The following is a 26,474-nucleotide window of genomic DNA, read 5'->3' on the forward strand; positions in this document are numbered from 1 at the left end:
AGTGGTAATTTGTACAACCTTTGGTTTGCGGCAGGATTTAAGCGGAAAAAGGTCGAATGGTAACGTATACGAGTATAGAACGAATGAGGTGATGAATGTGCGCAAAACGTGCAAATGCGGACATGTAATGGAATTGGAATTGAGAACTGTAGTTTATGCAAAGAAAGTGGAGATCCGTAATGTGCCTGTTTTTGCATGCACGGATTGTGATTCCTACGAAGTACTTCAGCCGGTCAAGCCGGATTTGAAGGAATGCATCAGCAAGCTGGGTGAACAACCCGAGAAACAGGATGTATCCTTTGGCAAGCAAAATGAACTTGCAGATCTCTTTCATGAACAACTGCTGGCCTGGCCAGATGCAACCGACCGCGAGATGGAATATCACATGCAGCAAGCTGTGAACGAACGCATTAACCTGCTGCTTGATATCATGGGATATGCCCAGAAGTCGGGCGACGAAGAATGGATGGAAATCACGGAACGCAGGTTGAGTCAATTATCCGGATTTGTGTGGCAGGCACATTTCTCGAATGCTGTCTGATTTTGACGTGTAAAATGCTTGTTTTCATGAAAATTGGCTTTTTCATGCGCTTTTTGTTAAGATATCCTAGAGTGTAAACGCTCAACTTAGCGGTATTCCTGAAAAAGGGGGATGTATATCAAATGGCTGACATGACTAAAATGACAAGTATTGAACAGCTAAACTCCGCAGTGGAGGCTACCGAAGACCAACCCTTGCTTCTGTTTAAGCACAGTACACGCTGCCCGATCAGCTCCAATGCTTATCAGGAGATGAACAATTATTTGCAAAATAATCCTAATGAAAATGTAAACTATGGCATCATTTACGTAGTGGAAGATCGGCCTGTGTCCAATGAAGCAGCCGACAAGCTGGGAGTTAAGCACGAATCTCCGCAGGCGATTCTGATCAAAAAAGGAATTCCTGTATGGCATACTTCCCATTCGGATATTACTTCATCCACACTCACGAATGCACTAAGTGAGTCCTAAAGCCTATTTTAATTGATTAATGCATAAATTTGTCGTAATATAAATCTTAATGAAAATGGTATGAAAATTTACTGGTAATGGAGAGAAGTACTGTGACGGTAACCATTTATGATGTGGCACGTGAAGCTGGTGTGTCCATGGCAACGGTATCGCGGGTGGTTAATAACAACCCGAATGTCAAGCCACAAACGCGCAAAAAAGTATATGAAGCCATCGAGCGGTTGGGATATCGTCCGAATGCGGTAGCCAGAGGTTTGGCGAGCAAGAAGACAACCACGGTCGGGGTCGTTATTCCGGATATTTCAAACTCGACTTTCGCAGAGATTGCCCGCGGGATCGAGGATATTGCGAATATGTATCACTACAACATTATTTTGTGTAATGCGGACAAGAAGAAGGAAAAAGAAATTCGTGTCATCAATACCCTGCTGGAGAAACAGGTAGACGGCCTGCTCTTCATGGGTGGAACGGTGACGGATGAGCATATTCAGGCGTTCCAGTCTGCGGCTGTGCCGATCGTGCTCTGTGCAACGAGTGACGAGAAGGGAACATATCCTTCCGTGGATATCGATCACGAAGCTGCAGCATTTGATGCGGTGAACACATTGATTCGTCATGGGCATAAGGAAATTGCGATGATCAGTGGTACACTGCAAGATCCTGCGAACGGTTATGCCCGTTTCCAAGGCTACAAAAAAGCACTTGAAGCGGCGGGAATGGAATATCAGGAGGATCTGGTACGGATCGGTAACTATCGTTACGAGTCCGGTGTGGAAGCAATGAAATACTTCCTCGGACTGAAAAAGAGACCATCCGCCATCTTTGCTGCTACGGACGAAATGGCCATTGGAGCCATTCACTCCATTCAGGATGAAGGTTTGAAGGTACCTGACGACTTCTCCATCATTAGTGTGGATAACATCCGTATGGCTTCCATGGTTCGTCCTCAATTGACAACTGTGGCACAGCCGATGTATGACCTTGGCGCAGTAGCCATGCGTCTGCTCACCAAGTTGATGAAGAAGGAAAATGTGGAGAACCCACGGGTTATTTTGCCGCATGAAACGATTCTTCGCCTGTCTGTAAGTCACGCTGGCTAAGCCAAAGCAAGAAGGAAAGGGAGAAGGAATTCTCTCTACATAATGGATATACGGAAGCTCCGGAGACGGAGCTTTTGTGCTTTATGAGGATGAATCAGGCGAACCGGATAGGGTCGGAAAGTAAATAGGAGGTAGCGAGGATGAAGGAAACGATTGGGATCATTGGAGCTATGGATGAAGAAGTAGAACTTCTGCTGGCTGGCATGAAGCAGCTGGAGACGGTGAAGCAAACGGGCATTACTTATGTGGCAGGCGAATGGCTCGGTAAGCAGATCGTGGTCTGCAAATCGGGTGTCGGCAAAGTGAACGCGGCGGTAACCACGCAAATTTTAATCGATCGTTTTCAAGTGGATCGGATTATATTTACGGGTGTTGCAGGCGCAGTTAACCCAGAACTGAACATTGGAGATATCGTAATCTCCTCCGTATGTGTTCAGCATGACATGGACGTGACTCCACTCGGATTCGAACGGGGTGTGATCCCGTATCAGGAAACCTCTGCATTCCCGGCGGAACCTGCTTTGATCGCATTGGCGGAGGAAGCATGTAAAGCACAGGGAGCCAAGTATCTGATTGGTAAAGTATTGTCCGGAGATCAGTTTATTGCGAGCAAGGAGATCGTGAACATGCTGTATACCGAAATGGATGGAGCATGTGCGGAGATGGAGGGAGCTGCCGTCGCACAGGTTAGTTTCATGAATCGTGTTCCTTATGTTGTGCTGCGTGGGATGTCCGATAAAGCGGATGGATCGGCTCATGTGAACTTTGCTGAATTTACCGTGCAATCTTCTCAGCGTTCTCATCGGATTGTCGAACACATGCTTGAGAATATGTAATTTGGAGACACCTTCAGAAGCTGCAGGAAAAGTATAAGTCAACCAAACGAAACCGCCTTTCGTGGGCAGTTCCATTTTGCAATCTGGAGCTGCGCAGAGAAGCGGTTTTTAGATACATGAATGTATTAATACATGAAGCGATGGCGAAACCGTACACGGTCGAATTGTTCCTCGGAGGACATGGGTACTTCACTGCCGATGCGCACCATGAGACAGTTTGCCGGATGGGAGCAAATCTCGGGATCGTCCGTGGCATACCACGTCATGTCCACGGTCTGCATCAGTCTTTCCATCATTTTGCGATAATCCCAGACCGACAGGCCGCTGCCTTTCAGATCCCAATGCCAGTAATATTCCGTGGTGAAAATAATATATCTTTCCATCTGCCCATCTTCAAATGCGGTGAGCAGCATCTCGCGTCCGACTCCCAGTGAACGGTATTCGTCGGCCACTTCAATAGCTCCAAGCTCAATGAGATCCATCATGTTACCTTCAGACCAGCGCTCACAATCATCAGCATAGTGGAAAGTAACATAGCCAATAATCGTCTCATTTTCACGTGCGATGATGATTCTTCCTTCAGGTAATGCCGCAATCTCGGCCAGTGCCTCCTGTTGCTCAGGAGGACGACGAAAGGCATCCAGATCGGGATGGAAAGCAAGCGTAGTGATTGCCTCGGGAGGCACGGGGCCTTCTATCGTGACTCGGTGGCCGGACTTGAAGATGGAACGCATATGATACTCCTTGATATGCTCCATGGTTCATGCTCCTCTCTCCCCCTACTTATAGCAAAAAACCAAAAAATTGAAAAGCCATAGACGATGATTGTGAAGATTTGCTATAATTGCTTAGACAAAAAACGTTCACAATTCAAGCAGATTTGAGTTCATTGGTTTGGCCAGGCAGGTACATGATGAGAATTTCTCTCTATTAATGTAAGCGCTAACTGGAAGTTCAGTCAACACAAAGGCAATGAGAAGTAACCCAAAATGGGAAATCGAAATGTCGAGTTGAAGGAGGCTGGCAAGCATGAGTCAAGCACATGGTGAGATGCTGCAAACGGTTGTGTCTGAATCTAACCTGGGCGATTACACAGAGGCCCGAAGCCGGTTTGATTGGGAATCGGTGGAGAGGCACTTTACGTGGCACGCCAGCGGAAAAGTCAACATGGCGCATGAAGCGATTGATCGTCATGTACTGGAAGGAAGAGGCGGAAGAACGGCACTGTTATACAGTGATGCCTCACGTGAAGAAGCGTATACTTTTGCTGATTTGAGTGAGCAATCGAACCGTTTTGGGAATGTCCTGCGCAAATATGGCATTGTCCGGGGAGACCGGGTGTTTATTTTTATGCCAAGAAGTCCTGAGTTGTATTTCAGCCTGCTGGGAGTGTTAAAAGCCGGAGCCATAGCCGGCCCCCTGTTTGAGGCATTTATGGAGACAGCGGTAAAGGATCGGCTGGAAGATAGCGGAGCCGTAGCACTCGTAACAACTCCAGAACTGCTGGGACGTATTAAACGAGCGGAACTGCCGGAACTGAAGCATATCTTTGTTGTGGGTGGAGGCACCCAAACCGAGGAGGGGCTAATCGACTTTGATGCAGAGATGTCTGCAGCCTCGGATGACATGGAAGTGGAATGGCTGAATCGTGAGGATGGTTTGCTCATTCACTATACCTCCGGCTCTACGGGCAAGCCTAAGGGTGTTTACCACGTCCAGAATGCAATGATTCAGCATTACTATACAGGCAAGGTAGTGCTTGATTTACGGGAAAATGACGTGTACTGGTGCACGGCAGACCCAGGGTGGGTTACCGGTACATCTTACGGGATCTTCGCTCCGTGGCTGAATGGAGTGACCAATGTAATCCGTGGTGGCCGGTTCAGTCCGCAGGATTGGTACAGTACAATCGAAAAAAACAAAGTCAGTGTCTGGTACAGTGCACCGACCGCTTTCCGCATGCTGATGGGTGCAGGAGACGAAACCATTGCACAACATGATCTTAGCAGCCTGCGGCATGTGATGTCGGTTGGAGAGCCGCTCAATCCGGAAGTGGTGCGGTGGGGATGGAAAGCCTATGGTCAGCGGATTCATGACACCTGGTGGATGACAGAGACAGGTGCGCAGCTCATTTGCAACTATCCGGAGATGCCGATTAAGCCAGGCTCGATGGGCCGGCCGCTGCCTGGAATTGAAGCCGCCATTATCGATGACCGGGGACAGGAACTCCCGCCATATAGCATGGGCAACCTCGCCATACGTACGCCTTGGCCATCCATGATGGCGAAGATCTGGAACAATCCGGCCAAATATGATGAATACTTCAGGCTGTCTGGCTGGTATGTATCCGGGGATTCGGCGTATATGGATGAAGAAGGATATTTCTGGTTCCAGGGCCGGATTGATGATGTAATCAATTCTTCCGGAGAACGTATTGGCCCGTTTGAAGTGGAGAGCAAGCTGGTAGAGCATCCTGCCGTTGCAGAGGCGGGAGTCATCGGCAAGCCGGATGTAACACGCGGGGAGATTATTAAGGCGTTTGTGGCGCTGCGTGAGGGCTATGAAGCGACTCCTGAGTTGAAGGAAGAGATCTATCGATTTGTAAAAGAGGGCTTGTCTGCTCATGCAGCTCCGCGAGAGATCGAGTTTAAGGATAAATTGCCCAAGACCCGTTCGGGTAAAATCATGCGGCGTGTGCTGAAGGCTTGGGAGCTCGATTTGCCGACAGGTGATCTGTCCACAATTGAAGATTAATAACCGAATACGTGGTTTTTGTATATTAAAGAACAAGCCTGATCTGTGTTAGATGCAGATCAGGCTTTTTGCCATACGAAGAAAAGCCCCCATCCTCTTAAGAAAGAGGGTGGGGGCTTGAAAGTGAGCGTTAAGACAATCCCTTACGGTTGATAAGGAACTGCAACGGAAGGCTCGGATTCTCCTGCACTATTGCTGGCGGATACTTTGAACCATCCAATTGTAGAGGCAGGGACGCCGTAATCCATTGAGGTACCTGAGGTCGTTCCGATCTTAGTGTAAGGAGCAGAGCCCGTTTCACTGTAATAGACGGAATAGCTCTGTACACCATCGCTCTCCGGATTGGACACCCATTGAATGCGCAATCCTTGGGAAAGAGCTGTTACACTAACCTGGCCAGGTGTACCTGGAACCGTGACTGCGGCGTTATCATTTTGATTCTCTTCCGGATCCACTATGGTTCCGGGAACATTGATGGGTTCTTTTACTTCCTCGTCCGGAAGTGGATCTGCCATTCCTGCACTGCTAACTGTAGCACTAGGAGCAGATTCTTTGCCGGCTACATCAACAGCAGTGACATAGAAGGAGAAGTTACCACCCTGTGCATATGCTGTAAATGATCTGGATTCACCTGTCAGGACAACTTGGCCCTGGTTCTGGAAGCCGGCACCATTTACGGAGCGATACAACCGATATCCGACAACGTCATTTTCAGGTGTTGCGTTAAATGTAATTACAGCTTTGCCATTGGCAACGGATATCCTTACATTCCCTGGTGCATCTGGCGCTTTACCATTATCTGATCTCGGATCGACTTGTGTTGGCATGTCTGCATCCGCATCTTCTGGCAGGTAATAGGCAAGGGATTCGTGGCGGCTCATCCGTGAGAATGCATTTTGCAATTCCTTAATGAGATCGGAGATCGGTTTCTTCCGTTTAATAACCGTCTTCTCCTTCAACATGTCGCTAGGTGTTTCATCACGAGGGATGTAGTTTACACCATTGAAGGTAATGTATTTTGCTTTGGCGACGCCATCATCACTATCTTTGGGGATAAATTTGCTGTTGAAAATATCCGTTACAAATTTATCAGTCAGAGATGTCGGCAATTTGCCGCTATAAGCAGATACTGTGCGTGTTTCAATGCCCGATGGCTTCTTGAATGAATCCGTTACGAACAGTTCCTTATCCGTTGCAACGACTTCATTCATAATTTGAGACCAAAGCTGCTGAGCACGTTTCCGCTGAGATTTGGTTTCAAGCGTGTTAACAGGCTGTTTGTATCCAACCCATACACCCAGCGTAACATCAGGCGTATAGCCTTCAAACCAGACGTCCGCATAGTTTTGCGTTGAACCGGTTTTTCCTACAACAGGTGCACTCTTGGTGTATTTGTAAGTTTCGCGAACCTTATCAGCGGTACCTTCGGTAATCACGGTTCTTAACATATCCGTCATGAGGTACGCCGTCTGTTCGGAGAATGCCTGCACAGGTTCGGCTTCATGTTTGTAAACGATATTTCCTTTGGAATCCACAATTTTGCTAATCATGTAAGAGTCGTTATATACCCCATTGTTCGCAATAGCTCCATAAGCATTCGTAAGTTCTTCTACGGTTACACCGTATTGAAGACCCCCAAGAACACCAGTCTGGGCCTGATAGTCTTGTTGCTGAATGGTCGTTATGCCAAGCTTCTTGGAAAATGCCCAGGCTTTTTCGATCCCGACGTCTTCATTAAAAAGTTTCAGTGCAGGAACGTTCAGGGAGTAATTCAGTGCTCTACGGGCGGTTACAAGTCCCTGGTAACGATTGTTGGCATTCTTCGGAATATGGAACCCGTTTGAACCTCCATCCTTAAGAATGATCGGTGAATCATCAATAATGGATGCTGGTTGAACCAGTCCTTCTTCCAGAGCAGGCAGATAGGCGGCAATAGGTTTCATCGTTGAACCTGGCTGACGCACCATCTGGGTTGCATAGTTCATCTGTTCATCCTGGAAGCTGCGGCCTTCAATCATGCCCAGGATAGCTCCGGTTTTGTGATCAATCATGATGGCTGCGGTTTGTTCTTTTCCTTTTTTGGGATCGTCCGCAGCAAAATTGCTGTCATTCTCAGCGATGGTACGCATGGTTTTGTACACACTTTTGTTAATCGTTGTGTATATGCGGTATCCACCCGTACGCAATTGCTGCTGAGCTTCTTCCAATAGAGCACTGCTTTCCTTTTGGGTCCCATCCTCAGTAGAATCTGAACCCTCGGAGGTTTCTTCAGCTGCAGTGTCTGAATTCATTTGTTTCATCAAAATTTGTGCAGCCTGGCGTTCGGTTTCCATCATAAGATATGGATAAGTGTTGTAAGCCTTGACGGTCTTCGGTGCCAGTGAACTCTTAATATCAAAAGCAAGAGCCTCGTCGTACTCGGTTTGATTAATTTTGCCAAGTTCAAGCATGCGGCGTAATACCAGATGCTGGCGGTTGATTGCACGCTCAAAATTATCCTCTACAAAGTCGCCTTTTCCGTTAAAGGCAGAGTAAGAGGATGGGAGCTGAGGCAATCCGGCAAGATAGGCTGCCTGAGCCGTGTTTATTTTCTCCAGATCATTAATGTTGAACAATCCTTTGGCAGCTGCCTTGATCCCATATACATTGTATCCACTTGAACCATTACCAAAAGGAACCTTGTTCAGATACGCGGTCATGATCTCGTTTTTGGTCAGGAATCGTTCAAGCCGCAAGGACAGTAATATTTCCTTCACTTTGCGGTCTTCGGTACGATCCAGGTTCAAGAACACGCGCCGTGCCAATTGCTGAGTTAACGTACTTCCGCCTGTTTGCACAGACTCTTTCAGCACTTTCTGTTTCACGGCTCGGAGCGTTCCGCTCATATCTACACCTTTATGTTCGTAAAAATGATTGTCTTCAATCGATATGACAGCATCAATAACTTTCTGTGGTATCTGGTCGAAGGTGACCGGACGCCTGTCTTCTTCCGTACGTAATTGACCGATCGGGCTACCGTCGGCAAAGTAAGCAAAGCCTGTGATGGAGTTTTCGCTGACTTTTTGCTCAATCAGGGCCCTGGATCGAACGGGCTCGTCTTTTACAATGGAACTGACGTATCCCATCAGAGCGCCGCCTACAAATAGCGCCCCCATGAATCCAAGGACAACCATCCATTTGACGACACTGCCCAGTCTGCGGGCGAAGCTTCGCTTGCGGGCAGGCTGTTCATCGGGCTTTTTCTTATTAACATCAACCATTCAGTGTCTTCCTCCTTTTAACAGCACTTATTATAGCATAAAAAGGCGGGTTTGCATGCCTGAGAAATACAAGCAATGGTCGAAAATTGCCATTATTTTATGGAATATGAAATTTTTTATGCCTACTAAATCCTGTATGCAGAATTGCAGACAGCAAAAAAGCGATCCGAGATAATCTCGAATCGCTTTTTGTGGTGATGTTTTAATGAAATTTCAACGATTAACGGTTGTAGAACTCGACGATTTGTTTTTCGTCGATGTCTTGGGACAACTCCGAACGCTCAGGCAGACGGATGTATTTACCTTCTACAGCAGTGTCGTTGAATTCAAGGTATGCTGGAAGATGCGAACGGTTTTCCATAGCTTCCTTAATGGAAGAAAGACCGCGGCTTCTTTCACGCAAGCCGATTACATCGCCAGGGCTTACTTGGTAAGAAGCGATATCGACTTTTTTGCCGTTTACTGTTACGTGACCGTGGGATACCAACTGACGTGCTCCTGCACGGGAGTTAGCAAATCCAAGACGGTAAACGAGGTTGTCAAGGCGGCACTCAAGCAAGAACATGAAGTTTTCACCCGCGATACCTTGCATTTTTTGCGCTCTAGCGAACAGAGTGCGGAATTGTTTTTCGCCCAAACCATACATGTGGCGAAGTTTTTGTTTTTCTTGCAACTGCATACCGTAGTTGCTCATTTTTCTGCGTTGGTTAGCTCCGTGCTGACCTGGAGGGAAAGGACGTTTCAATTCTTTGCCTGTTCCGCTCAGGGAAATGCCGAGGCGACGGCTCAATTTAAATTTAGGACCAGTGTAACGTGCCATGTTTATAGTAGCTCCTTTTTAGTTAAAGTTCATATAGGGCTCTGTTTGCGCTCCAATTTGTTGATGCGGGCAAGGCCGCGCATACATCAATCAGGAAAGTTCAGCCGCTGTCCTGAAAGCAACAAAAAGAATGAGGGTGACACAACCGGTAATGCCCAAATTTAAAGACCCATTAGTAGTCTTCATCAACAATTTATATTACAGTTTAAGAGAAGCAAAGTCAAGAGTGGGACGAAGGTAAAAAAACGTCTAAATTTGTCGATAGGTCATTAGGCCCAAAAAAATGGGACGATTTTCTGAAATATGGATGCAAAAAAGCTTTAAAGAGAGTAAAATAGAATGTATCTTAACTTTAAATGATCATGTACATTAAGGTTATCGTAAGGTTTTTGCAGGTTTGCGATAACGTCTGCAGATTAATGCATCTCTTCAAGGGATGCAAAAACGGTGCAAAGGAGCGCCTGACATGTTAGAACATCTAGGAAGTTTACCGGCCAGCTTGCATTCGCCAAGTTCGGGCGATCCCGCATTTTCTGCAGCTCAGCATAAAGAGCATGCGTTCTGGATGCAGCAAATGGATATCACACCTTTTGATTTTTCATATTTGGAAAACCTGCTGCAGCAAGCCTTCACGGATTGGCTGGCTCAGCATGATTCGGACTTGAACAGATCATCTACGATTTACAGCGTTTGGAATACAGAAGGTATTTGTGTAGCGACGACCGCTAATGAGCCTATGGACGGGCCTATAGCAGGTCATACGGTAATGGAGTGTCTTGAAACTGGAAGGGCGCAATCCATCCGGGGTTCAGATGAGCACGGAGATTTCCTATACATTGCCGAGCCTCTATTTTCAAGAATCAACAAGGATATGTTCGCTGTGTTTACAGCCTTCATCTACGAGCCTTACCGATATGAAACGTTTGAAGAGATCGTTCGATCTGAGGCAGCACATTATCGTACTTGCTTTTACCGGAGATTTGAATACATATTTATGGCGGATCTGCTAAAAGCTCATGAGCAAACGGCGCGTGAAGAGCATCGGAGGTCCATTCTTTTTCAGATCGTCCAGCGGATGCATGACAAAATGGACGTGGATGCCATATTGGACGAGGTATTCGACAGTATCGATTATTTGTATCCGACCACTCACATGAATCTGTACATGTCCCAAGATCGCAACAGTTTCAATCCAAGAATCAAACCATTGCTCGTCCACGAACATGGGGAAGATATTTGTCTTCGTTCGTTTAAAGACGGACAAACAATAGTCATTCGGTCCGATCAAGGTGAGAACCGCATTGTGGAGGTTGGGCTTCCGCTCAAGGGCAAGCAGGGCATCTATGGTGTCTTTCACATCGAGATGAATGAAGAGCTCATGGAGGAGCCCGACTTGCAGCTGATCACCATGATGGCTGATACGGCAGGAACCGCTTTTGAGAATGCCAAATTGCATGAGCAATCGAATATGTTGATTCAGGAACTTCGTCTAATCAATGATTTGACACAACGCCTGAATAAAAGTCTGCAGCTAAAAGAGATTTATCAGATTGCCGAGTTGGAATTAAAGGACATCTTTCAAGCAGAATCTTGTTGTATTCTTCAATTGAATGAAACGACGAATCGTTTCGAAGTGATGTCATCCAATGTTGGAGAACTGTCTCATAAATCCTTTCCGCTGGATTACGGTATCACTGGTCTGCTGTATCAGACAGAAGAACCGCTCATTCTATCCAATTATGAACAGTATACCAAAGTGTCTTCGCTATTCATGGAGGTTACAAGCTCCATGTCACTGATGGCTTCACCGATTCGTGTGAACGGTCAAGTGAAGGGGACCATCTTACTGGGACATCCCAAACAACAATATTTTTCATACGATAATTATCGTCTGCTGCAGATGCTGTCCATTCACGTAGGACTGGCTCTATCCAATGCGACGCTGCATGCGGAGGTTCGCCGTTTGGCTAACCTTGATATGCTGACAGGATTGTATGTTCGACATTATCTCGATAGTGTCATTCATGAAAAGCAGGCGCATGAATTTTGCGGTTCATTAATTGTGGTTGATATCGATCAGTTCAAACAGGTGAATGATACATTTGGACACCAAACCGGGGACCAGGTGTTGAAGCAGGTAAGTGATATTGTTACATCCTCTGTTCGTTCCGAGGACATCTGCGCCAGGTGGGGTGGCGAGGAGCTGGCCATTTACATGCCGCAGCTGGGAATCCATCAGGCCATGGAGTATGCTGAGGTTATCCGTAGTCGAGTGGCAGAGGAGACCAGGCCGCCTGTGACTGTATCCAGCGGTATTGCCGAGTGGAACTGGATGGATGACAAGGTTAGTGTGGAATCATTATTTTACCGGGCGGATATGGCGCTCTACGAGGCCAAACATAACGGTCGCAACCGGATTGTGCTGGAAGAACAGGAAGTTACCCGATAAGAGAGAACAATTCCATGATTGGAGTCGTTCTCTCTTCTTCTTTTGCGGCAAAGTTTGCGTTTGTGTGAAGTATAAGGGCATACAGGAGGGGCAGGCTATGGAGTACCTTGGACGGAAGGATGGGATTTTACATGATTACAAGACAGGGGATGCGTACATTAATGCTGCTTTTGAGTGTTGTTATCATTTCCGCACCGGGCTGCGGACTGATACAACGTGAACGGACTCCTGAAGAAGTATTCTCCATGGCCTTATCCGGAATTGCGGGCAAGGAGAAGCTGGGTTTTGTGGGTGAAGCCGGGTTAAGACGCGAGAGCAGCGGACTTTTTGAAAATCAGTTCAAATTCGAAGGAAAGCTGGAAAACCATGATCAGCTAACGCTGCAGACACGACTTCCAGGAGCCGTTACTACAGCGGGTTCGGGCAGGACAGGTGGAATGGAGGCGACCACTTCTGCTAATCTGGTTGACCAACCAAGCGGATTCAGCGCTTCTTTTCAGCGAAAAAAGGGGCAGTGGGAAGCATTGACCTCAGAGCATGAACCTCTCCGTGGGTCTCTGTCCCGCTACAACCCTATTGCACAACTGGAGAATATTGATCGGATGAACAAAACGATAAAATCTGAATATGGATCCGGTCGAAGAACAAGGATCCTGCGGATTGAACTGGCACCTGAAGACGCCAAGGCATGGGCAGCGACCCAGCTGAACGACGAGATGAATGCGATTAAGGCAGAATATATGCATAAGGCGAGTAACTTCAAAGGGATGAGTAAGGCGAAGCTTGAGAAGGAATTGACCCAAATATGGCAGCAGGGTGAAGCCAGTATGACACAGATGATGAAACAGGCCAAAGTGCAAACCGTGTATCATCTTACTGTGGACCGCAAGACCGGTTTGCCGCTGCGGCTCTCTTCGGAAAGCCAGGTAACGTATCAAGATGCGAGTAACAAAAGCAATAAAGAAGCTCTGGTGATGGATGTGAATTTTAAAACATATGATTAGAGGATAGGGTCTGCCTGCTGACGGGATTGCTGTAGCGTGCTACAATAGTATCGTAATTTACCGTTGTTCAATTTTTGAATGGCAGATGACAGGAGGATTTACGAGATGAAGGACCCACGAATTCAGAAACTTGCAGCTAACCTGGTTGGCTACTCTGTAGATGTACAGCCTGGCGAGAACGTGCTGGTTGAGATGATTGGATCGGAACGTGATCTGATCAACGCAATTATTGAAGAAGTAGGCAAAAAAGGCGGCAATGTTTTTGTACAGCTGACCGATAAGACGGTACAACGTGCCATGTTGAAAAGTGCTACAGAAGAAATGATGAAAACCTGGGCAGAGATTGACCTGAACCGAATGAAACAAATGGATTGTTACATTGGCATTCGTGCAGGCGAAAATGTAAACGACCTGTCCGACGTGCCGGAAGAAAAAATGAAAATGTATAACTCCCTGTATTCCCATCCGGTACATAGCGAGCAGCGGGTTAAACATACGAAATGGGTTGTGCTTCGTTACCCGAATGCCAGCATGGCTCAGCTTGCGAATACCAGCACGGAAGCATTCGAAGATTTCTATTTCGATGTGTGCAACCTGGATTATGCCAAAATGGATAAAGCACAGGATTCCCTGGCTAACCTGATGAACCGGACGGATAAAGTTCGTATTACAGGACCAGGAACGGATCTGAGCTTCTCCATTAAAGATATCGGTGCAGTGAAATGCTCCGGTCAAAAAAATATTCCTGATGGCGAAGTATACAGTGCGCCTGTGCGTGATTCTGTAAACGGAACAATCAGTTATAATGCAGCAACCCTGTATAACGGGGTAACGTTTGAAAACATCAAGTTCACTTTCAAGGATGGCAAGATTGTTGAAGCGACAAGCAACGATACGGAACGCCTGAATGAAATTCTGAATTCCGATGACGGTGCTCGTCATATTGGTGAATTCGCGATTGGCTTCAATCCGCATATTCTGCATCCAATGAAGGATATTCTGTTTGATGAGAAAATTGCAGGCAGTCTGCACTTTACTCCAGGGCAGGCATACGAAGAAACGGATAATGGGAACCGTTCCTCCATTCACTGGGATCTGGTGTTGATTCAGCGTCCAGACTACGGCGGCGGCGAAATTTATTTTGACGATGTGCTGATTCGCAAAGACGGCATCTTTGTGATTCCAGAGCTGGAATGCCTGAATCCGGACCAATTGAAGTAATAGCGGGATTTTGCTGTTGCTAGGAAAGCGGATTCACGGTATCATGTAGTGGTAATTAATAGATGATACCAAATGTGAAAAGACGGAGGGATTCCTATGTCGAGTAATAACGCGGCTGTAGTGGAAATTGCTCAAACAGCAGGCAAGTTTACTTCTTCAATCGTGCTTCATTCGGAGAACAAGTATATTGATGTGAAAAGTATTCTCGGGTTGTTTACCACGCTGATCAGCACACACAGCTATGAACTTCACGTTCATGGACCAGATGCAGACGAAGCAAAAGTAGCCATGTCAGAAGTGTTTGCCAAACACGGCCTGAACGTAAGCATCGCATCCGAGTAATCATTCCAGGAAGCATCTCCGCCGATCTTGGCGGGGGTGCTTTTTCGTGTACAAAAATGTACAGGTTCTGTGATCCGTTGCTGAGGAGTTAAAATACGTGCTGGTCAAGCCTCCACTTTAAGTGGTTATTTTGGTCAGGTTCTTGTATTAGCTCCTGATTTCGTCTAATATTAGAGGTAGAACGTCTTTACGCGATTTTTGGGACATAGGGGGGAAAAATGCATGACTTCATCTGATCTGCAGGACCAGCTGAACATGAAAGCGATCAGTCTTCTTCAAGAAGATGCAGATAAAATACAGAAGCTTATTGAAGTACAGATGGAGAATCTGGCTACCCGCTACTGCCCTCTCTATGAGGAAGTATTGGATACACAGATGTATGGGTTCTCCAAGGAAGTCGATTTTGCTGTTCGTGCAGGGCTTCTTCCGGAAGGTGCTGGGAAGCAGCTGGTAAGCGCGCTTGAGCGGAATCTGGCAATTCTATATGAAGCTTTGAACAAAAAGAATGAGCAATAGCCTGCTGTAGTGCGGGTCAGAATAGAAGGCATGCAGGAGTTTTGCATGCTTTTTTTGTGTGTTTTAACGTGTGAAAATGATAGAGGGTCCGGTGTGTAAGGGGATCATTAAAAAAGCAGTCCGGAAACGAGTTTCCGGGCTGCTATTGTTATTCATTATTCATGAAGGCATCTATTCAGCTTATGAATTTACACCAGGAAGAAGGAGACTCCCAGAATGATGTAAACAACCAGCAGGAGCAATCCCTCATACCAGTTCGTTGAACCATCCTGGGTAATGGACTTCGCGATAAATACGGATACTCCAATGGCAACAAGCTCAATCGTTGTGAAGACAATATCCATGGTTCTGCCCGTAAAGTAACTCACAAAAATCAGCACTGGTGCCACAAAAAGTGCGATTTGCAAGCTGCTGCCGACCGCGATCTCTACCGCGGCCCCGATCTTGTTTTTCATGGCAAGCATAATGGCTGCGCTGTGTTCGGCAGCATTACCGATAATCGCAACCAAAAATGCACCGACGAACAGTTCGCTTAGACCAAACTCTTCGGTAAACACCTCGAGAGTACCCACGAGCCATTCACTGACAAATGCTACCATGACCGTGGCGATCACGAGGTATAGAATCGATTTTTTCTTAGACCACGCCGGCGCATGTTCATGCGGTAATTCTTCGTCTTCATCGACAGTGACATCCGCGAGATAGTTCTTGTGTGTTACCATCGAGAATAAGAGCCAAGCGATGTAGGCAATGATCAACAGCCCTGCTACAATCAGGCTGAGCGTGTCTGTGTCCTTTTGGGTGATGGAATGGGTATTGAGAAAAACAGCCGGAATGAACAGGGCAATAATGGCCACGATCATCAGGGAGCCGTTTAATCCCGCAAGGGAGACGTTGTAATTTTGGATTTTGAACTTGAGTCCTCCGGCAAAGATACTTAGCCCGAGCACCAGCAGCAGGTTCCCGATAATGGAACCGGTTAGGCTGGCTTTTACCATGTCGAATAATCCCTCTTTGACGAGGAAAATGGCAATGATCAATTCGGCTGCGTTACCGAACGTTGCATTTAAGAATCCGCCAAGCCGCTGTCCGGCATAGTGCGCAACATTTTCCGTGGCTTTCCCTAAAAAACCGGCCACAAAAATAACCGAAATGGCTGAAATCACAAACTGCAGGATCGGATTCCAATGCAGATAGTGGGCGATGGCGCTGAGGGCAAAGGTGACAATCAGCAAAATGGATGAAATCCGGTTTCTCACAATAAACACCTCGGTTAATAATTATTTTGTTTTAAATGACAATGAAATCCTTATGAGATTATTTTCATATTTCAATATAACCAAATGGTGGTAGGTTGTAAACGCATGTTTTCGAGTTTAATTTGCTTTTTGGGGTGGAAAGGATTTAAAATACGAGTAACGAAGTGAAGGAGGATGTGGCATGGCAGAACAACTTCAACTAGAAGGCGGTAACATCCGGATTGCCGATGACGTGGTGGCGAAAATTGCCGGAATGGCTGCGATGGAGACACCCGGGATTGCCGCAATGTCTGGAGGATTGTCAGAGGGCTGGGCCAAACGTCTCAGCGGTAAAAACGTACAGAAAGGCGTAGGCGTTGAGGTCGGCCAACTGGAAGCAGCCATTGATCTGCGCATCATCGTCCTGTACGAGACACCGATTCATGAAGTATCCCGTATGCTTCAGCAGAATGTGAGAGAAGCGGTAGAGACCATGACCGGATTGCGCGTTGTCGAAGTGAACGTGAAGGTAGAAGGCGTATCCTTCAAAGGCGACGACCTGTAAGGGGGTAACCTCCGATGTAACTGGAGAGCAGATGACAGATGATATTCTCTTTGGCTCCAGTTAACCAAAAAAGACTTCGCATCCTAGGATGCGAAGTCTTTTTTATTCCGGTACACCTGTTAACGAATGCGCCGAATAGATTTGGAATCCCGTGAACGAAGAGCCGGAGAAGTCCGTGTCTGCGTTTGTACCGTTACGGATTTGGTTCTCTCTTCCTTAATGACGTCCTGATTGTTCGTACGTGAGATACTGAGCAGAATACCCATAGCCACCATCATCACAAACAGTGAAGTACCCCCATAACTGATAAAGGGAAGGGTAACCCCCGTCACCGGAATGGTCTGGGTCACGCCTCCGATGTTAATGAACGCCTGAATCGCGATCAATCCCATGATTCCGATACCCACCAGCGTTCCGAACGGATCGGGACAGCGCAGAGAGACGATAATGCCTCGCCAGATAAAGTACAGATATACCAAAAGGAATAGGGTACTCCCCAGGAAACCAAGCTCTTCACCGATTACGGAGAAAATGAAGTCATTATACGCATTCGGCAGATAGTGAAGCTTCATCGTACCTTGTCCAATACCCGAACCGGTCATGCCGCCATCACCGATGGCCACAAGGGAGCGGAAAAGGTTAAGACTTCCTCCGGTAGGGTCGGATAACGGATCAAGGAATGCCTGAATACGACCGATCTTGTAGTTTTGCTCGGCAGTGGCCGTAGTAGTGCTAACAGCAGTGTCTGAAGGAGACACGGAGGAGAAAAGGGCATTCGCACCGAGTGCAAGTGCCCCTCCCAGTACAACAAGCAGGATCGAACCCATAATATGCTTCATGCTTGCTCCGCCTGCATAGATGACGAGACCACAGGTGGAAACGAGAATGAAGCAGGTACCGAAGTCCGGCTGAAGCATGATTAATCCTGCAATGAATCCAACAATAACGAGAACCGGGATATAACCTGTCTTGAGGTCCCTGAAGCGTTCCCCTTTTTTGGTGATCAGTGCAGAAAGGTACAGGATAATGGCAATTTTGGCGAACTCCGCAGGCTGAACACTAAAGCCAAAGATGTGAATCCAGCTTCGTGCCCCGTTTAACACCTTACCTGTAATTAAAACCAGAAGGAGCAATACCGTGGTGAACAGGAAAAAGGGTGCATAGAGCTTCTTGTATTTGTTAAAACGAATGTTCATGGCAAAGAACATACCAACTAAACCGATAACCGCCCACATAAGTTGTTTTTTCGTGAAGTATAGGGGATCATTGTTAAAATTACTGTTTGCAATTGCAATGCTGGAACTGGAGCTGAATACCATCAGCAGTCCAAAGCCCACTAACAATAAAGTGAGGATTAGCAGTTGGAAATCCGGCGTGCCTCTCTTCGTTTTCGTTTGGGCCGTTTGTTGTTTCATGGTTTGGCCCAGCCTATGCTTCCAGCAGTTCTTTGAGCTGCTGCAATTTTTGGGCTGCCAGCTTCACGACTGGCTGTGGAACGGTGGAGTCATAGTCGAGACCATGCGGAAAGGTTGCTTTGCCAAGGTAAACAGCCTCGACAGAGAGCACCGTATCCGGTTTTTCAAGTTTGCCATCTACCACACGGGTATTAATTCGTACAAAGTATTCTGAGTTGGTGTTGTCATCTTCAATTTTGTAGTCATATGTAGCACGGTAATACTCCCATTGCCACCGGACAAATCCGACTTTCTCGGCGCTCTCATCCAGGTATGCCAAGTCGCTTTTCAAGCCATCCAAGCCTGTATTCTCAAAAATCATAAGCGTCTGATCCTCCTCATAGCTTCCGAGTATAATTCTCGTGCATTTCTCTAGTTCATGATAGTATGTTTCCCCTTCCCGTGCAAGCTTTCCAAAGGCGTTTCGTATCGGTTTTCTTCCAATTCTGCTACAATATACAGCAATAGGTTTGAAGAGGATGGTTCGGACTTGATGAAAGTTCCGTTCAAGATCGAAAGGATGGGGAGAAAATGACAAATAATATATGGTGGGACGATCTGCAAATCCATATGGTGGAATGGCGGCGTCATCTTCATCGCAATCCCGAGGTTTCCTTTCATGAGGAAAAGACATCTTCTTTTGTAGCGGATATGCTGGAGAGCTTTGGAGTCGACGTGAAACGTCATGTAGGCGGTCATGGTGTGATTGGTACGATTCGCGGGGACAAGCCTGGCCCTGTCGTCATGCTTCGGGCTGATATGGATGCACTGCCGATCCAGGATGAGAAAGACGTTGAATATGCTTCACAAAAGGCAGGAGCAATGCATGCCTGTGGTCATGACGGTCATGTTTCCATTTTACTCGGAACGGCCTTGTACTTTAGCAAGCACAAGGCTGATATCCAAGGCGAAATTCGCTTTTTGTTCCAGCCTGCCGAAGAACTGCTTCCTGGTGGCGCTGTGAAAGTCATTGCGGATGGTGCGCTTGAAGGCGTGGATGTGATCTATGGCATCCATCTGTGGACACCTCTTCCGGTGGGAGTGGCAGCGAGCAAGGAAGGACCTCTAATGGCGGCCGCAGACGACTTTTACATTGAGATCAAAGGGAAAGGCGGACATGGCGGCATGCCGCAGTCGACCGTAGACAGTCTGGTTGCAGGCTCTGCACTTGTTATGCAGCTGCAGACGGTAGTCAGCCGTTCGGTGGATCCGTTGCGACCTGCGGTACTGACGATTGGCACAATGCAGGCAGGATCTGCCCAGAATGTCATTGCGGAGTCCTGCAAAATGAGTGGAACAGTCCGAACGTTTGATGAAGAAACCAGAGCGGAAATGAAGGAACGTGTACATACCATCGTTTCCCAAACGGGTGGTGCTTACGGGGCGCAAACTGAAGTGAACTATATCATGGGTTACCCGCCTGTAGTAAATGATAAGCAAGAAACGGACCGCTTCTTCCGCAATGCCGTTCAAGTGTTCGGGCATGAACAGGTGCAGACATCTCCCATGCTGATGCCAGCAGAAGATTTCGCTTATTATTTGCAGCAGGTTCCAGGCTGCTTCATGTTTGTCGGGGCAGGAAATCCGGACAAAAACGCCATTTATCCACATCATCATCCGAAGTTCGATTTTGATGAAGATGCCATGCAGCATGCAGTTAAGCTCTTTATTGCTATGGCTACCGATTATATGGGTAATTAGGAGAATGTTATAGGTATAGTTGGGCATCCTACTCTTAGAAGTAGGGTGCTCTTTTTTTTCGAATTTACCGGTAGGGTGACGGCTGTGAAGGTTCATTTCTGGGTGTGCCGGAACTGAACTTTTTGGTATGCGCATCTCTCCCTGGAGCACAACGTAATCGTTAACGGATCGGAGGAGCAGACATGGAGAAAACGGATGCATGTATTGTTCAGCGGGATTTTACGATCCTGCTGGAGGTGGGTCATCCCGGATTCGAGCAGGCCCGGACACGACTAGGCATATTCGCCGAACTCGTAAAGACGCCGGAGGGGTTCCATACCTATCGCATGACATCATTATCCCTATGGAATGCTGCAGCACTTGGGTGGAGTGCGGATCAAATCATTAGCAGTCTTGAGTCCGTCTCTCGCTGGAATGTACCAACGGCACTCATACAGGATATTCGGAGAATTGTTGATCAATATGGAAAACTGAAGCTGCATTGGGAGGAGGATCATCAGCGCCTGCGCCTGGTTGGCGACAGTGAGCAACTGCTTGATGAATTAAGCGGATTCAAGACCATTGCAGCCTTTCGGATGGAACGTGTAGCCCGGGATGAGCTTGTCGTTCGCGGAGAACAGCGAGGGTTGCTCAAGCAAGAATTGACGCGTCTGGGGTACCCTGTACTTGATTATGCAGGTTATCGCCCTGGGACACGTCTTCCATTTGATTGGAAAAATGAAAAGAGTAAACATAATGAATCCGATTTGGATCAAAAAGCATTTAGGCTGCGTTCTTATCAGAAAGAAGCTGTTGACGCTTTTGAGGGAAGTGAGGGCATGGGGGGAAGCGGGCTGCTCGTGCTGCCATGCGGAGCAGGAAAAACGGTAATTGGCATGGCTGTTCTTGAACGTCTCCAATGTGAATGCCTCATCCTAACTTCCAATACGACCTCTGTACGGCAGTGGATTCAGGAATTACAGGATAAGACTACGCTTACTCAGGATCAAATTGGGGAATACTCCGGTCAGAAAAAACAGGTTCGGCCTGTCACGGTAGCCACTTATCAGATTCTTACACACAGAAAATCCAAAAATTCCGATTTTACTCACATTAAATTGCTGAGTGAACGGGAATGGGGACTCATCATTTATGATGAGGTGCATCTGTTGCCAGCACCTGTCTTTCGGGCAACAGCAGATATTCAAGCTACGCGAAGGCTGGGATTGACTGCAACCTTAGTTAGGGAAGATGGATGTGAACAGGATGTATTCTCCCTCATCGGTCCTAAACTGTATGATATGCCATGGAAAGACCTCGAGCGGCAAGGCTGGATCGCTAATGTACAGTGTCAGGAAATACGCATTCCTTTTTCAAAGGATCTGAAAACGACTTATCTGGAGGCGGAAGGGAAACATCAGTTTCGTCTTGCGGCTGAAAATCCGGCAAAGTTAGAAGTGATCAGACGATTATTACGTCGACATGATGGTCTGCCCGCACTCGTGATAGGACAGTATCTGGACCAGCTCGAAACCATTGCCCGGGAAATTGACGCTCCGCTGATCTCGGGTACGATGTCACAACATGAACGGGTAAAGTGGTTCGAATCCTTTCGCCGGGGCGAAATTAAAACGATTGTGGTTTCCAAGGTGGCAAACTTTGCTGTAGATCTTCCTGACGCTGCTGTGGCGCTTGAAATATCGGGAAGTTATGGATCCAGGCAGGAGGAAGCTCAGCGACTGGGCAGAATTTTGAGGCCCAAGCCCGGTGACAATAGAGCATATTTCTATGCCCTGGTATCAGAGGATAGCAAGGAACAGGAGTTCGCTTTGCGCCGTCAGATGTTTTTGGTCGAGCAAGGGTACGAATACTCCATAGTACATGAACATACTTAAAATCACCCTTAGGCGTTAGTGTGGGAAGAGAAAGGCGGGAGCATAACAATGTATGAACATGAAGCAGCTGAACTTGACGAAATAATGGAGCTGTTACCTACAGAACATTCAGTACTTGGTGCTCTTTTTCACAAGCATGCGGGTCAACCCTTTTCGGCGATGATGACCACCGCTGAGTCTGCGGAAGAAGGATTGAGCGGGGCAGAAGCCAGGTTAGGTTTTATACGCCTGAGACAAAAAGGATGGATTAAAGCGGTTCGCAAAACTTGGGGAGAGAATCTGTACTACATTCCACTGCGCTATATCCCCGCATTAACGGTAGCCTACGCACGTAGAGTCGGAGAACATCCATTGTTAAGTCAGGAAAATGAACAGAAGGAATCGGGGACTCAGAGGATCACGAGTGATCAGATTCACGTTATTCGAGAAGCCAGGGCTGATATCGCTGCCGAAATCATTCATATATTGGCCTGGATCGCAAGAGAAGGCCTTACATTGACGAATAAAGGAACGATTCACAAAAGGATGCTGCAGCGGCTGAGCACTCTGACTCATTTATGTCCTGATGATTTTGCCGCATTAATTCTAAACTACGAACATCCAGAACTATACCCTGCCCATGTCGCCATTATGCTGGATATGCTGCTTGCTCTGGGGCTCCTTCATAAGGATCAGGGAAAAATACAGGTACATGCCGAGACTCTTGGTCTTTGGTTAGAGCAGTCGTGGTCTTCCATGCATCGCGAGATATTTAAAGTATGCCTGGAACGATATGGGGTAACCCATCCTGCAGAACAACATTTTCGCTATCGCTTAGTCTTGCTCGGTAAAGGACAGGAGACTTGGTTCAATATCGCAGATCTGATTCCGCAGTATATCAAGGGCGAGGCAAACAGCGATGCCGGGCTTCCTGAATATGTCCAGAACTGGCTAAATGCACTGGCTGGATGGGGGTACGGAGAGATCGGTGAAAATACTGCGGGTGATCTGTTTTTCCGCTGGCTGGTTGAACCTGATGCATTGTTACATATGGAGGCACAGCAGGAATTGGACAGCGCTAAGAATGTCTTCTTTGTGCAGCCTGACTTCGAAATTATGGTCCCGCCAGAGGTAGTCCCGCAGGTCCGCTGGAAAATAGAAAACTGCGCCGAACTGCTGAGCTGTGATCGCATGAGCATTTATCGTATTTCCAAAGAACAAATTTTAAATGCGTCACACCGCGGGTTTACGTCTGACAAGGTGGTGGAGTTTCTTACCCAGTATGCTGCCACAGGAGTCCCGGAGCATGTGTACCTCGCGATTCAGCAGTGGGGAAACGAATGGGAACGATCAAAGGCACAGAGTGAGGAAAATACATTGGAAATTCATCGTGTAATGCCGATTGATTTCATATGCAGCGAGGCATCAGGGGAGAATAGGAGTAGCGAAATTCACGGATATAAGCCAAGGGTTGGGCTTGACGATTTACGAGAAAGCTTTTATGTACATGGCCGTGAGGGGCTAATTAAAAATGAACCGGATACGGCGTCTTGGTATAAACAGGAGCATCCGGTAGCCGAGCAGTCGGATGGTTTACCCGCATACAGCTCCATTCCCGACATGTGGCATAACGATTGGCGGAGATATCACATGTCCACGACACGTCAGATTACGGCTAAAGCGATAGAATGGCAGACCAAGCTTGGACTGAAGAACGAGCAGTCCGAGGTATACATTATACCGGATCAAATTCATGGCCAGGATGATTGGACGCTGACAGGCTGGATTGTACCGGAATCAGACGAGAGGACAATAGAGCGGTGCAACATTTCTCTCATGGATTGGGATAAGATCAGAATTATCGTTCCAGAGCACATCTGAAGCATGAAGAGCTTATCTTCCCTATTTTCTATTTGCAGGAAAAACTCTTCTTAACTATCGGGGGATATGCTATGATAAAGTAGTCTACCTTACGTAGAACTTTATATATAGATAGGATGAATTTCATGAGCGTAGCGGAATTGAACACGGTCGATATGGCCCAAGTGTTGACGGGCGCATATGAACTGGGCGACATGATTAACCAATCTGCCGAAGTATCGGATTATTTATATTGGAAGCAGCAAGTTGAGAGCAATCCGGAGGTTCAAGCGGGAATACGCAAACTGGATGCCAAAAAGGAACTGTTTGAAGAAACGCAGCGTTTTGGACACTTCCACCCGGATTATCATGCAGCAAAAGACCAGGTCAAGGCTCTGGAACAGGAATTGGAATCAATTGAGGCGGTAGCCCGCTTCAAGCAGGCGGAGAGAGCGCTCGATGAAATGCTGCATCAGATGTCCGAGACCATTGCTTATGCAGTCTCTACCACCATCAAGGTTCCGAGTAATGACCCAAACCCCAAAGGTGGCGGCTGTGGAAGCGGCGGTAAGTGCAGCTGCGGTTAAGTGAATTCCGAATGAATCAAAATCCATTTAGACCGGACCTTCTACGCGAATCGTCCGGTCTCCATTATAAGAAAGGCGGGGAAAATGATGTTTGCGGAAAGGACAGGATTTATTATTTGGGTTAGTGATTTAAAAGCAGCCCGCAATCTCGAAAAGTATGGTACCGTTCATTACATTTCCCGCCGTATGCATTATGTTGTCATGTATGTTAATGCAGAGCGGGCTGAAGATACGATGAAAAATGTGAAGCGTCTGTCCTATGTGCGCAAGATTGAAAGGTCTTATCGCAATGAAATCAAGACAGAGTATGCCAGCAAAACGATGGACAAAACAAGTTTTTACGGAATTTAACATATACGTTTTATAACGATTGAGTGACTTGGTGGAACTGGACATAAAGCGTGGAATAATAAAAACATAAATGATCATAAGTCGCCTTCATGGCGACTTTTTCTTTTGGGGACCATGCTCCGATCCAGCCGAGCACGAGCGTGGTACACATGCGGGATAGGAGAATATCGAAAGTGTAAAAATGATATTACAAACAAACGGCATAGTTTGTTATTGATGCGTTAGGAAAAGTTACATAAAAAGGTTTGATTCGCTGAGAAAAAGTAAAAGTATTGTAAAATAAATCGCGTACGCACGAAATTTTCAATTGGTAATTTTCCACTTTTACATTTGTAATCGCTTTCTTTTTGATAAAAACAACACATTTTTGAATGGTTAAAATGGATCCGAAATGATGGAAAACCTTGGTGTATCCATGTTTGTGCAGCCTGACAAAATGACATATTTACGAAAAAATGCGTGATCGCCTATTGTTAAACTACAGCTGCGCCAACAAAACTAACATGCAACACAAATGCTACAACATTTTCCTGCGGTGTATGACCCAAACATGAGAAGCGACAGAAGGAGGCGATCCTGTGTGCAGGAAGTAAAAACGGCCAATCGGCAGCAGACATTATACAAGCCGAATATCAGTAGAAAGCGATGGCAAAAGGTCTGGAGAAACTGGGAACTGTATGTGTTCATCGCACCCGCATTTCTGTATTTTCTCATCTTTCACTATGGACCCATGTACGGCATCCAGATTGCGTTCAAGAATTACAATCCGGTACGTGGAGTATTCGGGAGCCCTTGGGTAGGTTTTGATCATTTTGTAAGGTTCTTTGAATCCTATTATTTTTGGGATTTGATGTGGAACACGCTGGCCATCAGTTTGTATGAGCTGGCTGTTGGGTTTCCGATTCCGATTATTTTGGCACTCGCATTTAATGAACTGAAGCACAAACGTTTCAAAAAGCTGGTCCAGACCGTCACTTACGCGCCTCATTTTATCTCGGTTGTCGTTATGGTTGGTATGGTGATTGCCTTCCTGTCTCCATCGACCGGAATCCTGATCCGTTTCGTGGAATGGATGGGTATAGATGCACCCTCATTTCTGACAAGCCCTGCATGGTTCAAGACGGTATATGTACTTTCCGGCGTATGGCAAAGTGCGGGCTGGGGAACGATCATTTACCTTGCTGCGCTGTCGGGAGTCGATCCTGGGTTGCATGAAGCAGCAATTATAGACGGGGCAAACAGACTGCAGCGTATTCGGCACATTAACATACCTGTGCTGGTACCGACCATGACGATCCTGCTCATTCTGAACATGGGGAGTCTGCTGGGGGTCGGGTTTGAGAAAATTCTCCTGATGCAGAACCCGCTAAACATGGAATCTTCCGATGTCATATCCACTTTCGTCTATCGTTCAGGTCTTGAAAATGCCCAGTACAGCTTCTCTACTGCTGTCGGCTTGTTTAACTCTGTAATTAATGCGTTTTTGCTCGTTACCGTCAACCAAATTGTACGCAAGACAAGTGAGAACAGTCTTTGGTAAAGGAGGAGGCTA

General features: G+C 46.8%; 23 protein-coding genes. 17 read left to right on the plus strand and 6 right to left on the minus strand.

The annotated features are described in order from the left end of the window. Nucleotides 1-127: 127 nt before the first annotated feature. From ABGV42_RS24800 to ABGV42_RS24815, 4 genes are all read left to right on the plus strand, one after another. On the plus strand, nt 128-541 hold the full coding sequence (locus ABGV42_RS24800) for a hypothetical protein (RefSeq protein WP_347384126.1): 414 nt from the start codon (nt 128-130) through the stop codon (nt 539-541). A 122-nt stretch (nt 542-663) separates the two neighbouring features. Beyond that, the gene (gene ytxJ, locus ABGV42_RS24805) at nt 664-1,011 is read left to right on the plus strand and encodes a bacillithiol system redox-active protein YtxJ (protein WP_347384127.1); all 348 of its coding nucleotides are present in this window, start codon (nt 664-666) and stop codon (nt 1,009-1,011) included. A gap of 92 nt (nt 1,012-1,103) precedes the next feature. Next, the gene (gene ccpA, locus ABGV42_RS24810) at nt 1,104-2,111 is read left to right on the plus strand and encodes a catabolite control protein A (protein ID WP_095290204.1); all 1,008 of its coding nucleotides are present in this window, start codon (nt 1,104-1,106) and stop codon (nt 2,109-2,111) included. Between the two features lie 140 nt (nt 2,112-2,251). Beyond that, nucleotides 2,252-2,947 (plus strand): 5'-methylthioadenosine/adenosylhomocysteine nucleosidase, encoded by a 696-nt coding sequence (locus ABGV42_RS24815; RefSeq protein WP_347384128.1) that lies wholly within the window; start codon nt 2,252-2,254, stop codon nt 2,945-2,947. Nucleotides 2,948-3,072: 125 nt separating this feature from the next. Here the strand turns inward: ABGV42_RS24815 and ABGV42_RS24820 are convergent, their stop codons facing one another. Beyond that, complete coding sequence (locus ABGV42_RS24820) at nt 3,073-3,705, minus strand: GNAT family N-acetyltransferase (protein ID WP_347384129.1); 633 nt, start codon at nt 3,703-3,705, stop codon at nt 3,073-3,075. Between the two features lie 271 nt (nt 3,706-3,976). On the opposite strand from ABGV42_RS24820, the gene acsA reads away from it, so the two are divergent. Beyond that, complete coding sequence (acsA, locus tag ABGV42_RS24825) at nt 3,977-5,701, plus strand: acetate--CoA ligase (protein WP_095290209.1); 1,725 nt, start codon at nt 3,977-3,979, stop codon at nt 5,699-5,701. Between the two features lie 143 nt (nt 5,702-5,844). Here acsA and ABGV42_RS24830 read toward each other — a convergent pair whose 3' ends face one another. Then, a complete protein-coding gene (locus tag ABGV42_RS24830; protein WP_347384130.1) occupies nt 5,845-8,961 on the minus strand; it encodes a transglycosylase domain-containing protein in 3,117 nt (1,038 codons plus the stop codon). A 220-nt stretch (nt 8,962-9,181) separates the two neighbouring features. Continuing rightward, nucleotides 9,182-9,781 (minus strand): 30S ribosomal protein S4, encoded by a 600-nt coding sequence (gene rpsD, locus ABGV42_RS24835; RefSeq protein WP_347384131.1) that lies wholly within the window; start codon nt 9,779-9,781, stop codon nt 9,182-9,184. A 466-nt stretch (nt 9,782-10,247) separates the two neighbouring features. Between rpsD and ABGV42_RS24840 the strand changes: the two genes are divergently transcribed. The 5 genes from ABGV42_RS24840 (at nt 10,248) to ABGV42_RS24860 (ending at nt 15,313) form a co-directional block, all read left to right on the plus strand. After that, nucleotides 10,248-12,230 carry a sensor domain-containing diguanylate cyclase gene (locus ABGV42_RS24840; RefSeq protein ID WP_347384132.1) on the plus strand — a complete coding sequence of 661 codons (1,983 nt, stop codon included), beginning with the start codon at nt 10,248-10,250 and terminating at the stop codon, nt 12,228-12,230. Nucleotides 12,231-12,361: 131 nt separating this feature from the next. Continuing rightward, a complete protein-coding gene (locus ABGV42_RS24845; RefSeq protein ID WP_347384133.1) occupies nt 12,362-13,234 on the plus strand; it encodes a hypothetical protein in 873 nt (290 codons plus the stop codon). A 105-nt stretch (nt 13,235-13,339) separates the two neighbouring features. Further along, nucleotides 13,340-14,455, plus strand: coding sequence for an aminopeptidase (locus tag ABGV42_RS24850; RefSeq protein ID WP_347384134.1), 1,116 nt, complete (start codon nt 13,340-13,342; stop codon nt 14,453-14,455). A gap of 96 nt (nt 14,456-14,551) precedes the next feature. Then, on the plus strand, nt 14,552-14,797 hold the full coding sequence (locus ABGV42_RS24855; RefSeq protein WP_347384135.1) for an HPr family phosphocarrier protein: 246 nt from the start codon (nt 14,552-14,554) through the stop codon (nt 14,795-14,797). Between the two features lie 222 nt (nt 14,798-15,019). After that, a complete protein-coding gene (locus tag ABGV42_RS24860; protein ID WP_095290224.1) occupies nt 15,020-15,313 on the plus strand; it encodes a YlaN family protein in 294 nt (97 codons plus the stop codon). A 188-nt stretch (nt 15,314-15,501) separates the two neighbouring features. Here ABGV42_RS24860 and cax read toward each other — a convergent pair whose 3' ends face one another. Further along, nucleotides 15,502-16,572, minus strand: coding sequence for a calcium/proton exchanger (gene cax, locus ABGV42_RS24865; RefSeq protein WP_347384136.1), 1,071 nt, complete (start codon nt 16,570-16,572; stop codon nt 15,502-15,504). A 181-nt stretch (nt 16,573-16,753) separates the two neighbouring features. Between cax and ABGV42_RS24870 the strand changes: the two genes are divergently transcribed. After that, a complete protein-coding gene (locus tag ABGV42_RS24870) occupies nt 16,754-17,116 on the plus strand; it encodes an Asp23/Gls24 family envelope stress response protein (protein WP_095290227.1) in 363 nt (120 codons plus the stop codon). Nucleotides 17,117-17,235: 119 nt separating this feature from the next. On the opposite strand, the gene ftsW is transcribed toward ABGV42_RS24870, so the two are convergent. Both ftsW and ABGV42_RS24880 read right to left on the minus strand, forming a co-directional pair. After that, entirely contained in the window at nt 17,236-18,531 is a 1,296-nt protein-coding gene (gene ftsW / locus ABGV42_RS24875; RefSeq protein ID WP_347384137.1) for a putative lipid II flippase FtsW, read from the minus strand. Nucleotides 18,532-18,544: 13 nt separating this feature from the next. After that, nucleotides 18,545-18,892: a YugN family protein gene (locus ABGV42_RS24880; RefSeq protein ID WP_095359371.1), complete on the minus strand. Its 348-nt coding sequence runs from the start codon at nt 18,890-18,892 to the stop codon at nt 18,545-18,547. Between the two features lie 209 nt (nt 18,893-19,101). Between ABGV42_RS24880 and ABGV42_RS24885 the strand changes: the two genes are divergently transcribed. From ABGV42_RS24885 to ABGV42_RS24910, 6 genes are all read left to right on the plus strand, one after another. After that, entirely contained in the window at nt 19,102-20,271 is a 1,170-nt protein-coding gene (locus tag ABGV42_RS24885; RefSeq protein ID WP_347384138.1) for a M20 metallopeptidase family protein, read from the plus strand. A gap of 182 nt (nt 20,272-20,453) precedes the next feature. After that, nucleotides 20,454-22,145, plus strand: coding sequence for a DNA repair helicase XPB (locus ABGV42_RS24890; RefSeq protein ID WP_347384139.1), 1,692 nt, complete (start codon nt 20,454-20,456; stop codon nt 22,143-22,145). A gap of 48 nt (nt 22,146-22,193) precedes the next feature. After that, nucleotides 22,194-24,005 carry a helicase-associated domain-containing protein gene (locus ABGV42_RS24895; protein WP_347384140.1) on the plus strand — a complete coding sequence of 604 codons (1,812 nt, stop codon included), beginning with the start codon at nt 22,194-22,196 and terminating at the stop codon, nt 24,003-24,005. A 125-nt stretch (nt 24,006-24,130) separates the two neighbouring features. Next, entirely contained in the window at nt 24,131-24,571 is a 441-nt protein-coding gene (locus ABGV42_RS24900) for a YlbF family regulator (protein WP_347384141.1), read from the plus strand. 87 nt (nt 24,572-24,658) lie between these two features. Beyond that, nucleotides 24,659-24,922, plus strand: a complete 264-nt coding sequence (locus ABGV42_RS24905) for a YlbG family protein (protein ID WP_095290540.1) — start codon at nt 24,659-24,661, stop codon at nt 24,920-24,922. Between the two features lie 550 nt (nt 24,923-25,472). Next, nucleotides 25,473-26,462, plus strand: coding sequence for an ABC transporter permease (locus ABGV42_RS24910; RefSeq protein ID WP_431523677.1), 990 nt, complete (start codon nt 25,473-25,475; stop codon nt 26,460-26,462). Nucleotides 26,463-26,474: the final 12 nt, after the last annotated feature.

The organism is Paenibacillus pabuli, assembly GCF_039831995.1.
Classification (GTDB): Bacteria; Bacillota; Bacilli; order Paenibacillales; family Paenibacillaceae; genus Paenibacillus; species Paenibacillus pabuli_C.

Bases quoted from the DNA above. Each gene is read 5' to 3' on its own strand.
- ABGV42_RS24800 (WP_347384126.1), top strand. From the start codon at position 128: ATGGAATTGGAATTGAGAACTGTAGTTTATGCAAAGAAAGTGGAGATC.
- ytxJ (WP_347384127.1), top strand. From the start codon at position 664: ATGGCTGACATGACTAAAATGACAAGTATTGAACAGCTAAACTCCGCA.
- ABGV42_RS24815 (WP_347384128.1), top strand. From the start codon at position 2,252: ATGAAGGAAACGATTGGGATCATTGGAGCTATGGATGAAGAAGTAGAA.
- ABGV42_RS24820 (WP_347384129.1), bottom strand. From the start codon at position 3,705: ATGGAGCATATCAAGGAGTATCATATGCGTTCCATCTTCAAGTCCGGC.
- acsA (WP_095290209.1), top strand. From the start codon at position 3,977: ATGAGTCAAGCACATGGTGAGATGCTGCAAACGGTTGTGTCTGAATCT.
- ABGV42_RS24830 (WP_347384130.1), bottom strand. From the start codon at position 8,961: ATGGTTGATGTTAATAAGAAAAAGCCCGATGAACAGCCTGCCCGCAAG.
- rpsD (WP_347384131.1), bottom strand. From the start codon at position 9,781: ATGGCACGTTACACTGGTCCTAAATTTAAATTGAGCCGTCGCCTCGGC.
- ABGV42_RS24840 (WP_347384132.1), top strand. From the start codon at position 10,248: ATGTTAGAACATCTAGGAAGTTTACCGGCCAGCTTGCATTCGCCAAGT.
- ABGV42_RS24845 (WP_347384133.1), top strand. From the start codon at position 12,362: ATGATTACAAGACAGGGGATGCGTACATTAATGCTGCTTTTGAGTGTT.
- ABGV42_RS24850 (WP_347384134.1), top strand. From the start codon at position 13,340: ATGAAGGACCCACGAATTCAGAAACTTGCAGCTAACCTGGTTGGCTAC.
- ABGV42_RS24855 (WP_347384135.1), top strand. From the start codon at position 14,552: ATGTCGAGTAATAACGCGGCTGTAGTGGAAATTGCTCAAACAGCAGGC.
- ABGV42_RS24860 (WP_095290224.1), top strand. From the start codon at position 15,020: ATGACTTCATCTGATCTGCAGGACCAGCTGAACATGAAAGCGATCAGT.
- ABGV42_RS24870 (WP_095290227.1), top strand. From the start codon at position 16,754: ATGGCAGAACAACTTCAACTAGAAGGCGGTAACATCCGGATTGCCGAT.
- ftsW (WP_347384137.1), bottom strand. From the start codon at position 18,531: ATGAAACAACAAACGGCCCAAACGAAAACGAAGAGAGGCACGCCGGAT.
- ABGV42_RS24880 (WP_095359371.1), bottom strand. From the start codon at position 18,892: ATGATTTTTGAGAATACAGGCTTGGATGGCTTGAAAAGCGACTTGGCA.
- ABGV42_RS24885 (WP_347384138.1), top strand. From the start codon at position 19,102: ATGACAAATAATATATGGTGGGACGATCTGCAAATCCATATGGTGGAA.
- ABGV42_RS24890 (WP_347384139.1), top strand. From the start codon at position 20,454: ATGGAGAAAACGGATGCATGTATTGTTCAGCGGGATTTTACGATCCTG.
- ABGV42_RS24895 (WP_347384140.1), top strand. From the start codon at position 22,194: ATGTATGAACATGAAGCAGCTGAACTTGACGAAATAATGGAGCTGTTA.
- ABGV42_RS24900 (WP_347384141.1), top strand. From the start codon at position 24,131: ATGAGCGTAGCGGAATTGAACACGGTCGATATGGCCCAAGTGTTGACG.
- ABGV42_RS24905 (WP_095290540.1), top strand. From the start codon at position 24,659: ATGTTTGCGGAAAGGACAGGATTTATTATTTGGGTTAGTGATTTAAAA.
- ABGV42_RS24910 (WP_431523677.1), top strand. From the start codon at position 25,473: ATGAGAAGCGACAGAAGGAGGCGATCCTGTGTGCAGGAAGTAAAAACG.